The sequence below is a fragment of the Undibacterium sp. MH2W genome (genome assembly GCF_049340215.1).
In the GTDB taxonomy this organism is placed as follows: domain Bacteria; phylum Pseudomonadota; class Gammaproteobacteria; order Burkholderiales; family Burkholderiaceae_D; genus Undibacterium.
Genome location: NZ_JBMPPA010000003.1, coordinates 13,590 through 28,132, shown reverse-complemented (window position 1 = coordinate 28,132; position 14,543 = coordinate 13,590). Strand labels below are relative to the sequence as shown.

Annotated in this window: 9 protein-coding genes, 1 tRNA gene and 1 pseudogene; 3 read left to right on the top strand and 8 right to left on the bottom strand. The window is 46.8% G+C overall.

Annotated elements, in window-relative coordinates; translation table 11 throughout:
* Positions 1-55: 55 nt before the first annotated feature.
* The 8 genes and pseudogenes from ACO0K2_RS08060 to ACO0K2_RS08025 form a co-directional block, all read right to left on the bottom strand.
* Positions 56-1,416 (bottom strand): annotated as a pseudogene (locus ACO0K2_RS08060) (IS3 family transposase).
* Positions 1,417-1,547: 131 nt separating this feature from the next.
* Entirely contained in the window at positions 1,548-3,959 is a 2,412-nt protein-coding gene (gene lon, locus ACO0K2_RS08055; protein ID WP_423017549.1) for an endopeptidase La, read from the bottom strand.
* A gap of 239 nt (positions 3,960-4,198) precedes the next feature.
* The gene (gene clpX / locus ACO0K2_RS08050) at positions 4,199-5,464 is read right to left on the bottom strand and encodes an ATP-dependent Clp protease ATP-binding subunit ClpX (protein WP_423017547.1); all 1,266 of its coding nucleotides are present in this window, start codon (positions 5,462-5,464) and stop codon (positions 4,199-4,201) included.
* Positions 5,465-5,638: 174 nt separating this feature from the next.
* Positions 5,639-6,265 carry an ATP-dependent Clp endopeptidase proteolytic subunit ClpP gene (clpP, locus tag ACO0K2_RS08045; RefSeq protein WP_423017545.1) on the bottom strand — a complete coding sequence of 209 codons (627 nt, stop codon included), beginning with the start codon at positions 6,263-6,265 and terminating at the stop codon, positions 5,639-5,641.
* A 21-nt stretch (positions 6,266-6,286) separates the two neighbouring features.
* Positions 6,287-7,636 (bottom strand): trigger factor, encoded by a 1,350-nt coding sequence (tig, locus tag ACO0K2_RS08040; protein ID WP_423017543.1) that lies wholly within the window; start codon positions 7,634-7,636, stop codon positions 6,287-6,289.
* A 28-nt stretch (positions 7,637-7,664) separates the two neighbouring features.
* A tRNA-Leu gene (locus ACO0K2_RS08035) sits at positions 7,665-7,751 on the bottom strand.
* A 278-nt stretch (positions 7,752-8,029) separates the two neighbouring features.
* Positions 8,030-11,152: an efflux RND transporter permease subunit gene (locus tag ACO0K2_RS08030; RefSeq protein WP_423017541.1), complete on the bottom strand. Its 3,123-nt coding sequence runs from the start codon at positions 11,150-11,152 to the stop codon at positions 8,030-8,032.
* Positions 11,149-12,327 carry an efflux RND transporter periplasmic adaptor subunit gene (locus tag ACO0K2_RS08025; RefSeq protein ID WP_423017539.1) on the bottom strand — a complete coding sequence of 393 codons (1,179 nt, stop codon included), beginning with the start codon at positions 12,325-12,327 and terminating at the stop codon, positions 11,149-11,151. The genes ACO0K2_RS08030 and ACO0K2_RS08025 overlap by 4 nt, the downstream gene beginning before the upstream one ends.
* 182 nt (positions 12,328-12,509) lie before the next feature.
* On the opposite strand from ACO0K2_RS08025, the gene hpnC reads away from it, so the two are divergent.
* From hpnC to ACO0K2_RS08010, 3 genes are all read left to right on the top strand, one after another.
* The gene (gene hpnC / locus ACO0K2_RS08020) at positions 12,510-13,319 is read left to right on the top strand and encodes a squalene synthase HpnC (RefSeq protein ID WP_423017537.1); all 810 of its coding nucleotides are present in this window, start codon (positions 12,510-12,512) and stop codon (positions 13,317-13,319) included.
* Between the two features lie 261 nt (positions 13,320-13,580).
* Positions 13,581-13,766, top strand: coding sequence for a hypothetical protein (locus tag ACO0K2_RS08015; protein WP_423017535.1), 186 nt, complete (start codon positions 13,581-13,583; stop codon positions 13,764-13,766).
* A gap of 26 nt (positions 13,767-13,792) precedes the next feature.
* Positions 13,793-14,497 (top strand): M24 family metallopeptidase, encoded by a 705-nt coding sequence (locus ACO0K2_RS08010; protein WP_423017533.1) that lies wholly within the window; start codon positions 13,793-13,795, stop codon positions 14,495-14,497.
* Positions 14,498-14,543: the final 46 nt, after the last annotated feature.

Genomic DNA, 14,543 nt, shown 5'->3' with positions numbered 1-14,543 from the left:
CCAAGTAAAAAAGCCCGAATTCTTGAAGTGAACCCTCAAAGTTGGACGGCTTTTACTACGTTTTACCGGCCTGAGTTCTGTACTGTACAGGACTCAGGCCGTTTAGTTTTAACTTAATCCGGTCATGGTTGTAATAACGAATATATTCATGCAGTGTCTTTTCCAGTTCCGACACGGTTGAGAATTTATTCGTGTAAAAACATTCCGATTTTAAGGTTCCAAAAAAGCTTTCCATCTCGGCGTTATCTAGGCAGTTACCCTTCCTCGACATGCTGATACGCATGCCTCGCTGTTTCAGTCGCATTTGATAGGCAGCCATTTGATATTGCCAGCCCTGATCGGAATGTAGAATTGGCTTATCCTCCTTATTCAGTCGCTTCATTGCCTTGGTGAGCATATTGTCTACCAGTTCAAACTTCGGACTTTTGGCGATCTGGTACGAAACGATTTCCCCGTTATACAAATCGAGTATTGGCGAAAGGTATAACTTGCTTCCTTCGATATTGAATTCCGTCACATCCGTAACCCATTTTTGGTTGGGGCGCTTGGCCTGAAACCGCCGTTTCAATAAGTCGTGCGCTACACGCCCAACGTTGCCCATATAAGACTTGTATCGCTGACGCCGAATCTGGGATTTCAAGCCCAGATTCTGCATAAGCCTAAACACCGTCTTATGATTGACGTGAGTACCTTCATTCGACAAGGTCATGTGAACGCGGCGATACCCGTAACGGCCTTTGTGCTTCTTATAGACAGCTTTGATTCTTTCTTTCAACGCTGAGTGCCGGTCTGGCGCTGTCGCTACCTGCATTTGATAGTAATAGGTGCTTCGCGCTAAGCCGGCAACCTTCAGAAGCACAGCTAACTGGAATTGCTGCCTTAATCCTGTGACGACTCTGGCTTTGCCTGCCGTGTCGCCTTCTGCAAGGTTAAGGCTCTCCGCTTTTTTAAATAGGCTACTTCTGCCCGCAGCTGTTCGTTCTCTTCAATGAGTTGCTCGTAGCTCTTTGACTTGTCGTCTGGAGGCGGCTTAGCCTTGTCGCGTTTTGTTGTCTTCAAGGGAGGTCTACCTTTAGATTGTGATTGTAAGGCATCTATACCTCGATCACGGGCAATACGCAACCATTGAGCAATAAGCGACGTCGTGTGGATTCGGAACCGCTTCGCCGCCTCTCGATGAGATATTCCCTCATCCAAAACGGCTTGTAGCACCTTCTTTTTGAACAAGTATGTATATGACTTATGACGTTCTCTAGCTGCGAGTCCTGCTTCTCCTTCTAACTGATATTGGTCTAGCCATTTGCGAACCATGGTCGTATCAATTCCAAACAAGCGCCCGATAGTATTCCGCCCCATACCCCGATCAATGTACGCCTTAACCACCTTAATTCGAAATTCCTTTGTATATTTGGTCATAAAAAATGCCCCCGAAAAATTTGGAACGATGTCCAACTTTTCGGGGGCACTTCATGAGAGCCGGGCTTTTTTGTTTGGTGCCATGTGAAAGAAATGGCGCAAAGAGGTAAGCCTCCTTGCCTTCAACACACTCAGTGCTTGACCACCGTTGATTCAACAGATGCTGGGTCAACTGGTGCTGCTGCAGCAACAGCAACTTCAGTGTCAGTCAACGGCTCTGGTTGACGCTCCAAAGCAATCTCAAGCACTTTATCAATCCAACGCACCGGAACAATTTCCAGTTTGTTTTTGACGTTGTCAGGGATTTCAGCTAAATCTTTTGCATTCTCTTCAGGAATCAAGACTGTCTTGATTCCACCACGATGTGCTGCAAGTAATTTTTCCTTCAATCCACCAATTGGCAAGACTTCACCACGCAATGTGATTTCGCCTGTCATCGCAACATCCGCACGCACGGGAATCCCTGTGAACACAGATACCAACGCCGTCGTCATCGCAATACCAGCTGACGGTCCATCCTTAGGCGTCGCACCCTCGGGAACGTGAATGTGAATGTCACTTTTCTCGAACACGTCCGCCTTGATGCCGAGGCGTTTTGCGCGACTGCGCACGACCGTACGCGCTGCTTCAATCGACTCTTTCATTACATCGCCCAAGGTACCTGTACGAATGACGCCACCTTTACCCGGCATTGATACAGCTTCAATGGTTAACAGATCGCCACCCACCTCGGTCCAAGCTAAACCCACAACTTGACCAATCTGATTTTCCTTCACTGCAACACCAAAGTCATAGCGGCGTACACCGAGATACTTATCGAGATTTTTCGATGTGATTGTCGCCTTTTTCTCATTTTTCTTGAGCAAAAGCATTTTCACGACTTTACGACAAATCTTCGAAATTTCTCGCTCAAGCGAACGCACACCTGCTTCTCTAGTGTAATAGCGAATAATGTCACGTATTGCACTTTCAGCTACGCTAATTTCAGATTCCTGCAAACCATTATTTTTGATTTGCTTTTGCAACAAATATCGCTGAGCAATGCTGGTTTTTTCGTCTTCGGTATAGCCCGACAAACGAATGACCTCCATACGGTCCAACAGCGCGGCTGGAATGTTGTACGAGTTGGACGTCGCAACAAACATCACATCCGACAAATCAAAATCAACTTCGATATAGTGATCAGAGAAAGTATGGTTCTGCTCAGGATCAAGCACCTCTAATAAGGCGGACGATGGATCACCACGGAAGTCCGCACCCATTTTGTCCACCTCATCGAGCAGGAACAATGGATTGCGTACGCCCACTTTTGCCAGACTCTGCAAAATCTTCCCTGGCATCGAACCAATATAGGTTCGACGGTGACCGCGAATCTCTGCTTCATCACGCACACCACCCAAGGCCATGCGAACAAACTTACGGTTCGTTGCACGTGCAATGGATTGACCCAGCGATGTTTTACCCACACCTGGCGGCCCAACTAAACACAAGATCGGTGCTTTGAGCTTATCAACGCGTTGCTGAACTGCAAGATACTCAAGAATGCGCTCTTTCACCTTTTCGAGACCATAATGCTCGTCTTCGAGCACCTTCTCTGCGTTCGTCAGATCATTGTTGACCTTGGATTTTTTCTTCCAAGGCAAACCAACGATGGTATCGATGTAATTTCTCACCACAGTCGCCTCAGCGGACATAGGGGACATCATCTTTAATTTTTTGAGCTCATTAAGGGCCTTGTCGCGAGCCTCTTTCGGCATTTTGGCAGCGATAATCTTCTTTTCGAGTTCATCGATGTCAGCGCCCTCTTCACCCTCGCCCAGCTCTTTCTGAATCGCTTTTACTTGCTCATTGAGATAGTACTCGCGCTGAGACTTCTCCATTTGACGCTTAACGCGTCCACGGATACGCTTCTCCACTTGCAGAATATCAAGTTCACCCTCAAGCTGCCCCAGCAAATGTTCGAGACGTTTCGCGACGCTAAATATCTCCAAAATCACCTGCTTTTGCTCAAGCTTTAGCGGCAGATGTGCGGCAATTGTATCGGCCAAGCGACCCGCATCATCAATACCAGACAATGACGCCAGAATTTCAGGTGGAATTTTTTTATTGAGTTTTACATACTGGTCAAACTGCTGAACAATGGCACGACGCATTGCCTCTACTTCAGAGTCATCCTCCTCGATAGCAGCAACAGGCGTCAAATCCGCTGTAAAGTGAGATTCAGAGTCGTGAATCTTATGAATACGGGCGCGCTGCGCACCCTCTACCAACACCTTCACTGTGCCATCGGGCAACTTCAACATTTGCAAGATATTGGCCACGCAGCCGATTTCATAAATGTCATCAGCAGATGGTTCATCTTTTGCCGCTGCTTTTTGTGCAGCGAGCATAATACTTTTTCCTTGATCCATTGCTGCTTCCAAAGCCTTAATAGACTTTGGACGTCCTACAAACAGCGGAATCACCATATGGGGGAATACAACCACATCACGCAACGGCAACAGAGGCAGTTGGATTTGCTCGGAATTCAGAGTAGTCGTCATGGCGCACCTTTCGTAAATACTAGTTGTTAATGTTGGCGCACAAGGCTAAAACACAAGCCCATCTTTAGAAAAAACAATAAAAAAAGCCACGCAGAGTGGGTCTCCGGGTAGCTTTGCGATTGAAGCTATAGATTATTTGGTCTTATTCTACTGCGAATCAAAAAAGATCGCACAACTCACATAAAAAAAAGGGGATAAACCCCTTTTTTTCCAACAGAACATAGTAAAACTATCAAGCCTTACGCACCTGATACTTTTGGTTGATCCTGATAAATCAACAGCGGTTTTGCACCATGAGAAATCGTTCCCTCGTCAATCACCACTTTTTCAACATTTTGATGACTTGGAAGGTCATACATCACGTCTAATAACGCATGCTCAAGAATAGAACGCAACCCGCGCGCACCAGTTTTACGGGCAATCGCTTTTTTCGCAATCGCCTGCAGGGCAGCAGGACGAATCTCTAATTCAGTGCCTTCCATTTCGAGCAATTTCGCGTACTGCTTGATCAATGCGTTTTTCGGCTCCACCAAAATTTGAATTAAGGCCGCTTCATCCAATTCATTTAAGGTAGCAATAACCGGTAAGCGACCAACCAATTCAGGGATCAGACCAAATTTGATCAAATCTTGCGGCTCAGCATCCTGCATTACTTCGCTCGCACTCTTTTCAGTTTGACTCTTAACACTCGCCGAGAAACCAATGCTACTACGCTCAGAACGATCAGAAATAATCTTAGCCAAACCGTCAAAAGCACCGCCACAGATGAACATGATGTTCGTCGTATCGATTTGAATGAAATCTTGGTTCGGATGTTTGCGACCACCTTGAGGCGGCACAGAGGCCATCGTACCCTCAACTAACTTCAGGAGTGCCTGCTGAACACCCTCACCCGATACGTCGCGAGTGATGGATGGGTTGTCTGATTTGCGTGAAATCTTATCGATCTCATCGATATAAACAATCCCTTTTTGCGCGCGTTCAACTTCGTAATTACAGTTTTGCAGTAATTTTTGAATGATGTTCTCAACGTCTTCACCAACATAACCGGCTTCAGTTAACGTCGTCGCATCAGCAATAACGAATGGCACATTCAACATCCGCGCCAATGTCTGCGCGAGCAATGTTTTACCTGAACCTGTAGGGCCAACCAGCAAGATATTACTCTTTGCCAATTCCACGTCGTCTTTTTTACCCAAATGTTTCAAACGTTTGTAGTGGTTATATACCGCAACCGCCAAAATACGCTTCGCATTTTCCTGACCAATCACATATTGATCGAGCAAGTCAGTAATTTCTTGTGGCGTGGGCAACTCAGTTTTTGCACTGGCAATATTGTCGATTTCAGACACTTCGTCACGAATGATGTCGTTACACAAGTCGATACATTCATCGCAGATAAAGACCGAAGGCCCGGCAATCAGTTTTTTGACCTCATGTTGACTCTTGCCACAAAATGAGCAATAGAGCAGCTTTTCACCACTGGAGGATTTTTTATCGGGCATAGTACGAATAGGAAAAAAACAAAATGAATTAGTTCGGAATTAAAAGCATATTACCTGCAAAAACTGTTTTCGTCATTGCATGCGCTTAGTTTGCACTATATTACAAAATCTACAATACTGAATAAAAAAACGCCCGACCTATTTAGGAGCGGGCGTTCATCCAATATTGAGCAATTAAGCGCGATGTGTCAGCACCTTGTCAATCAAACCGTACTCTACTGCAGCATCAGCCGACATAAAGTTATCACGATCTGTATCTTTTGCGATTTGATCGAGACTGCGGCCAGTTTTCTCAGCCAAAATCCCATTTAAACGCTCACGCAAATATAAAATCTCGCGCGCTTGGATTTCGATATCAGATGCTTGACCCTGAGCACCACCCAAAGGCTGGTGAATCATGACACGTGAGTTTGGCAGAGAGAAACGTTTACCTTTTGCGCCAGAAGCTAACAAAAACGCACCCATCGAAGCCGCCATTCCTGTACACAGCGTGGACACATCAGGCTTGATAAACTGCATCGTGTCATAAATCGCCATGCCCGCAGACACCGAACCGCCAGGAGAGTTGATGTAAAGCGAAATATCTTTATCCGGATTTTCACTCTCTAAAAACAATAACTGGGCGACAACGAGATTTGCGGTCTGGTCATTGACAGGACCAACAAGAAAAATCACACGCTCTTTGAGCAAGCGAGAGTAGATATCGTAAGAACGCTCTCCACGCCCACTCTGCTCTATCACCATAGGCACCATGCCCAGCATATTAGTATCCAACGCCGAATTACGGATGATACCTGTCATGTGATTTCCTTTTATTCAAACTTACGCTTGCGCGTTGTTGCCCATCAACTCGTCAAATGGCAGCACTTTGTCTGTCACTTTGGCTTTACCCAAGACATAGTTAACGACGTTTTCTTCTAAAACAAGGGCTTCAACTTCTGCAAGACGATTGCGATCGCTATAGTAGTATTTTACTACTTGTTGCGGATCTTCGTAGCTCTGTGCAAAATCTTCAACTTGCGCTTTGATCTGCTCAGCAGTTGCTTGCAAGTTGTTTGCTTTCACCAACTCAGCAAGGATCAAACCAAGGCGAACACGACGCTCTGCTTGCGCTGCGAACAACTCTGTTGGGAATGGTACGTCTTTGACGTTCATACCACGTTGAGCCATATCTTGACGTGTCATTTCAGCCAGACGCTCACCATCTTGCGCAACCAATGTTTTTGGCACATCAAATGTCACTGCTTTTACCAAGGCGTCCATGACGCTTTCTTTGGTTTTCGCTTTAACACGACCCTTCACTTCACGCTCGAGGTTTTCTTTGATGTCAGCACGCATTTTAACGAGGTCGCCATCTTCAACGCCCAACATTTTTGCGAATTCTGCGTCAACTTCTGGCAAATGCGCCCACTCTAACTTCGTCAAAGTGATTGTGAATTCTGCTGTTTTACCAGCAACATCTTTACCGTGATAGTCTTCTGGGAAAGCCAATGGGAAAGTCTTAGACTCGCCTGCTTTCAAACCAATTGTTGCCGCTTCAAACTCAGGCAGCATGCGACCTTCGCCAAGCACAAACGCAAAGCCTTCCGCTTTACCACCAGGGAATTCAACGCCGTCGATTTTACCAACGAAATCAACAGTCGCGCGATCACCGTTTTGAGCGGATTGATCTGCACCGCCGTTGCCGTGCGCGCCTTCTTCGCCTTTAACGTGGAAGTGAACGCGTTGTTTGCGCAAGATATCGATCGTTTTATCGATTTCAACGTCTGTCACTTCAGACTTCACTTGTTCCACTTCAGCACCAGACAAGTCACCAACAACGATCTCTGGATAAACCTCGAACGTTGCGTTGAAAGCGACAGTACCTTCAGCGATACCTTCAGCAGTGCTAGGCTCAATACTAGGATAGCCAGCAACACGGAGGTTGTTTTCGTTAGCCGCAGCAGCGAATGCTTGACCAACTTTGTCATTCAATACTTCGTTTTCGACTTGATAACCGTACTGTGCAGCAACCATTTTCATTGGCACTTTGCCTGGACGGAAGCCAGGGGCTTTTGCTGTACGTGCACGCACCTTCAAACGCTTTTCAACTTCTGATTTCACATCAGCGATTGGAAAAGAAATCGTGAGGCGGCGCTCCAATTTATCTAAAGTTTCGACTGCAGTTGCCATGAAAATCGTCCAAATAGTAAAAATTCTGTGGTGCGAGGAGGGGGACTCGAACCCCCACACCATTGCTGGCGTCAGGACCTAAACCTGGTGCGTCTACCAATTTCGCCATCCTCGCGGGATGAGTAAGTACATACCGGAACACATCCGACACGACCGTTACAAAAGCAAAGGGCGACCCGAACATCTATCGTCGCCCGAAACTTACGTATGTGGCATTACAACTCCAGCCCGATATTCTACTGGATTTTGAATCAGTATGCCTTATTTTTTTTATTCTTTTAGAAAATAGCTCTATTTTTTTTCAATTAGAGCGTCTTCGCCGGATTTTATTGAAAAAATAAAGAAAAACGATCTCGCCGTCATTGCCAATAACAGCGAGGTCACTTGATCAAGTTACATGGTCACAGACGGAGCGCCCTCACTGTCTGACCTTCGCACTTTAAACCATGTTGCATATAAGGCAGGCAAGAATAACAACGTCAACCCAGTCGCAATGATCAAACCACCCATAATCGCAACAGCCATTGGCCCCCAGAATACCGAGCGAGACAATGGAATCATGGCCAATACCGCTGCTGCTGCCGTGAGAATAATCGGACGGAAGCGGCGAACAGCCGATTCAACTACGGCAGTCCATGGATCAACCCCTGCACCGATATCATGCTCAATTTGATCAATGAGGATCACAGAATTACGGATAATCATACCAAACAGCGCAATCACACCTAGCTGCGCCACAAAACCAAATGGCCTTTGCAGAATCAGTAATGCCATTGCTGCGCCAGCAACACCCAAAGGTCCCGTCAAGAAAACCAGCAAGGCGCGCGAGAAACTATGCAACTGCAACATTAACAAGGTGAAAATAATAAATATCACCAACGGTACATTGGCAGCAATAGAGTCCTGCGCCTTACCACTATCAGCAGCAGCGCCAGCCAATACAACCTTATATCCAGGCGGCAGTGCAGCGATAATCGGTGCAAGCTTAGGCATAATTTGACTGGATACAGTTGGACCTTGAATACCATCAACAACATCTGACTGCACCGTAATTGCCCACTCACGACCTTCGCGCCAAACCACACCCGGCTCCCAAACAAGCTTAATCGTCGCCAGTTGTGACAGTGGCACTGACTTACCGCTCGCCGTCGGCATATTCGCGTTACTCAGTGCTTCGATGGTTGAACGTTCATCGATTGGCTGACGCACGACCATATCAATCAGTTTATTTCCATCACGGAACTGCCCTACTGTTGTTCCAGTCAAAATAGTATTAGCAGCACGCATCACAGATTGCGACGTGACGCCCATTGCACGCAACTTATCCTGATCGAGATCAATACGAACAACTTTCACTGATTCATTCCAGTTATCGTTCACGCCAGCAGTATTAGGATTAGCACGCATCACTGCCTTCACTTGATCAGCAATAGCGCGCACACCACTCACCTCAAGCCCAGTGACGCGGAACTGAACAGGATAAGGCACTGGCGGACCATTAGGCAGCAGCTTCACACGACCGCGCACCTCTGGAAAATCCACTTTAAACTGATGCGCAATCTTTAAACGCAATTCCTCTCTGGCTTTTAAGTCTTTTGCCAAGACCACGATTTGCGTTACGTTTGTCTGCGGCAAAATCTGATCTAACGGCAAATAAAACCTTGGACTGCCGTTTCCAACGTAGCTCGTGTAGCTTTCTACGCCGTCCTGTTTCTTGATAAACGCCTCGAATTTTTTCGCTTGCACTTCGGTCGCGCTAAACGATGAGCCTTCTGGCAACCACATCTCCACCATCAACTCTGGACGACTAGAGTCTGGGAAAAATTGTTGCTCAATGAATTTAAATCCAAAGACACCAAGACCGAAAATAGCCAAGGTAATGACAATCGTCGTTTTGCGCCACTCAACACACCATGAAACCAGCGTCCTGAATCGACTGTAGAACGGAGTATCAAACAACTCATGCGCTTCACCACCGGCAGCATGCGGCTTTACTTTTAACAGTAAAAATCCGAGGTACGGCGTAAACAGTACCGCCGCAAACCAAGAAATGAGTAGCGCCAGCGCATTGACTGAGAACATCGAAAAAGTGTATTCACCAGCAGCAGATTTTGCCAACCCAATCGGTAAAAATCCCGCTGCGGTAATTAATGTCCCCGTCAACATCGGCATCGCCGTCGATGTATAAGCGAAGGTCGCGGCATCGAAGCGCGAGAACCCCTCCTCCATCTTTCGCACCATCATTTCAACGGCAATAATCGCATCATCCACCAACAATCCCAATGCAATGATCAATGCACCAAGCGAAATCTTATGCAAATCGATGTCAAAAATCCGCATAAACAGGAAGGTAATTGCCAACACCAGAGGAATCGTTAATCCAACAACCAAGCCCGGCCAGACATCGAGCCTAAACGGTTTCGTGTGCAAGCCCAATGCGAGAAAACTCACTGCCAACACGATGACAACCGCCTCAATGAGGGTATGAATAAACTCACCAACAGATGCCTTCACCGCATCAGGCTGATTCGTCACCTGCTCCAGTTGAATACCCACTGGCAGTTTAGCCTTAATGACCGCGATGCTTGCTTGCAGATTTTTGCCTAATTCGACGATGTTACCGCCCTTCTCCATCGAAATACCAAGACCAACAACCTCTTTACCATTAAAGCGCATTTTGTCTTGCGGGGGAGTTTGATACTGACGCGTGATCGTCGCAAAATCACCGAGTCGGAACGTGGTTCCATTCGCACGCAATTGCAAATTTTCAAGATCTTTCACCGTCAGCAAGGCACCCGACACCCGGACCTGCAAATCGGCCGTCGAAGTCGTGAGCTTACCCGTTCCTTCGATTCCGTTTTGAGAGTTAATCTGTGAGACGATCGCATCAAAGGAAACGCCTAACTGGGAGAATTTTTTTTGCGAAAATTCGATATAAATTTTCTCGCTCTGCACGCCAAATAACTCAACCTTCGACACCGTCGGAATGCGCAAAAATTGTTGACGAACGAAATCAGCGTACTCTTTGACCTGCTCATACGTAAAACCGTCGCCAGAAAGAGCAAAGATCGAACCGTAGGTATCACCAAATTCATCATTGAAAATTGGTCCGATCACGCCCGGAGGCAACGTACTACTGATATCACCAATCTTTTTTCGTACTTGATACCACGCCTGCTGAACCTCTTTCGGAGGCGTTGACTCACGCAACTCTAACGTGATTAAGGTTTCACCGGGCTTTGAGTAGCTTCGGATCTTGTCGATATAAGGAGTTTCTTGTAATTTTTTCTCTAGTTTATCGGTAACCTGGTCCGCCATTTGCAGTGCTGTCGCGCCCGGCCAAATTGCCTTCACAATCATGGCGCGGAAAGTAAAAGGGGGATCCTCGTCTTGACCCAAATTACCGTAGCTAAAAATACCACCCAAAAGTAGCGCGACCATCAGATAGCGAGTTAGCGGAATGTGATTCAGCGCCCATTCTGATAAATTAAACCCACTGGATTTTTTGCTACTCATTTAGATTCTCCAGGTGCGACTGCTTTAACAGCGTCTGCTGAAATCGGATCCGCTCCAAGAATGGTGACCCTCTGACCTTCTTTGAGAAAATGTACCCCCGCGGTCACAATGGTCTGCCCGTTAGATACGCCACCTGCAATCAACACGTCCTCACCGGCTGCGCCAGCAATTTGCACTGGCACTTGATGGACAACACCTTGATTGACAACCCAAACTGAGGTCCCTGCTTTGCTTTGTAATAAAGCCGTCATGGGGACTTTGATCACTTGATTGGGATTACGAGCAACGAACGTAACGGTCGCAGTCATCCCCAGACGTACATCCGTCGCATCAGGAGGCAAAATGACTTTCGCTGCATATGTTCGCGTGGCTGGATCTGCAATTGGAGACAATTCGCGTAATTTAGCGGACAGGATTTTTGAAGGCTGCGCCCACAGCGACACGTTGATGTCCGACATTTGGCGAATCATATTAATTTTATTTTCCGGAACACCAACAACAACATCCATGTCACCGGACTGCGCAACGCGTATTACCGGTGCTCCTGCAGCAACTACCTGCCCTACTTCTGCATCAACACTCGTGACGACGCCATCGACATCAGACTCCAGATTTGCATAGCTAGCCTGATTACTTTGATTTTTATATGCAGCGAGCGCCTGCTCATAGCTTGACTGTGCCGCTTTGTAGGCAACATCTTTTGCATCCAGAACAGTGGCGGCAACAAAGTTTTTCGCCCTGAGCTCTTGATAGCGCTTTAATTCCGCCATCGCCAAATCGCGATTACTTTCAGCCGCGGTCAGGCCTGCCTTTGCTTGCGCCTGCGCTAATGCCAAATCTTGTGGATCGAGCTGCATGAGCACCTGACCACGCTTCACTACCGTACCCAGCTCCACTTTGCGGCTAACGATTTTACCGCCGACCCGAAAACCCAAATGCGATTCAATACGTGGTCGCACTTCGCCAGACAACTCAATGGCAGTATCTGTCGTACCATTTTTCACAACGACGGCGCGCACAGGTCTGATGTCCTCCGATTTTTCTGCCTGCTTTGAGCAACCAGTCAACGCGACCACCAGCGATAAAGCAACTGCACTGACTGATCTAGGTATCACTGAGCGCTGTGACTCATTCAAATTGGCCGTTACGAGGCTCTTAAAATTTGGGTTAAACACGGATATTTCCTTTACTATGCAGGCGATGGAGGCGAAGGGTGTTAGCAATTTGACAGACGAGACCTGAGAGATGCACAATACTTTACAGCAATTTCAAATAAATGACTCATCGGTTAGTTATTATAGTTAAGCCCTCTTTTTTTGCCAATGACTTTTCAGTCATTTAATTTTAAAAATAAATTATGTCCGTAGAGCACTACGAAAATTTCCCGGTAGCATCACTTTTACTTCCTGCACATCTAAGAGACGCCGTCAAAACGATCTATATCTTCGCCCGTACCGCCGACGACTTCGCCGACGAAGGCAATGCAAGCACACCGGAACGCCTCAGTGCATTGGACAACTATGATCACGAGCTCGATTTAATTCTTAAAAACAAACCCAGCTCCTCCTCTCTTTTTCAGGCACTGGCAAAGACCATTGCGAAACATCAGTTGCCTGTGACGCCTTTCAAAGATTTGCTGTCTGCGTTTAAGCAAGATGTGGTGACGATGCGCTATGAAACCTATAGCGAGCTACTTGATTACTGCCGGCGATCAGCTAATCCGGTGGGTCGATTGATGCTCAGCCTCTACGGCAAAGCGACAGCAGAAAATTTGAGTAAGTCAGATGCGATATGTACAGCGCTGCAATTAATCAACTTCTGGCAGGATGTGGCTATCGATTGGAGTAAGAAGCGGATTTATCTCCCTCAAGAAGATCTAAGAACATTCCAGATCCAACAAGAGAGTTTAGAGAGCTTAACCACAAGCAACCAGTGGCCCCAAATGATGCGCTTCCAAACCCAGCGCGCCAAAGAACTGATGCTGTCGGGTGCTCCGCTGCACAAAGAGCTGCCTCTTCGACTGGATTGGGAATTGCGCTTAGTCATTCAAGGCGGGTTGAGAATTATCGAAAAAATTGAACAGGTCAACGGTGACATCGTTAACCAACGTCCCGTTTTAAAGAAATGGGATTGGGCACTTCTTATGTGGCGCGCCTTGCATATGTAAGCCAAATGTGATGACACGAGGCCGAGAGCGCAGGGTCGTCTAGCCCATCGATTCGAGCGATATCGTCAATCACCCAAAATCATTGCGACTTTCATGCGGTATGCTTCAAATTAAAGCATAATATCGATCGTCAGCTTTCGCATCGATGCAAAGCAACTTAACTTCCCGTTTTATAACGAAGCGCGACGACGTTTTGCGATAACGTTCGACATTCACCCCCGATACACCCGTAGACCGAACACCATACCAAACAAGGAAATCATGATGCGAATTTGCGTAAAATTATTGCCACTGTTGGCGTGCCTTCCAATGCTAAATGGGTGTACAGTGCTCGCGGTTGCCGATGCCGCCGTATCAACAACAGTACACGTCGGTAGCGCCGTCGTCGGTACCGCAGTCGATGTCACAAAAGCTGGGGTCAGCGCCGTCACCGGCAGCGGCAAATAAAAATCAAATCATTCATCAGTGAGCATATGCCAACCGAACTGGACATCGAGCAACATCGCGTGGTGCAACATGCCGCAAAGTCGGTTCTCGCTCAGCTGGAACAGCTCATTACTGCCAACGACACGGAAAGAACGATTGCCGAGAAGGCGCAATTATTGCTGGCTGAGCAAGGATACACAGAAACCTGGTATTACAATTGCCCCGCGCTCGTTCTTTTAGGATCCCGTAGCTGCGTTTCTATTTCTGGAAAAAACTATGAGCCGCGCGACGAACCCGTTGGCATCTCCAATCTTGTCACGATTGATTTAAGCCCCCTCAAAGGCGATTGCTGGGGGGATTGCGCACGTTCATTCGCCATTGAGAATGGAAAAGTCACAAAAACACCAAGCCTCCTGGAATTTAAAAATGGCATTGGTTTTCTGAACCAAATGCACAAACAAATGTTGCGACTCGTACGTCCACAAACGACGTTTGGCGATCTGTTTGATTGGGCCAATATGAGAATCAGACAAAGTGGTTTTGTTAATTTGGACTACCGAGGCAACGTAGGACACAGCATCGCGACTGACCGAGATCAGCGACAATTTATTGAAGCAGAGAATGACGCGTTATTAATTGATGTTCCTTTTTTTAGTTTCGAACCATTTGTTCGATTAAAAGGTGGCACATGGGGATTCAAGCACGAGGGAATTTTCTACTTTAATCAAAAAGGTGAACTAGAGGAACTTTAAATTAACCTCGAAGACGACACCCACAAAAACGAATAGACCAAAAAGA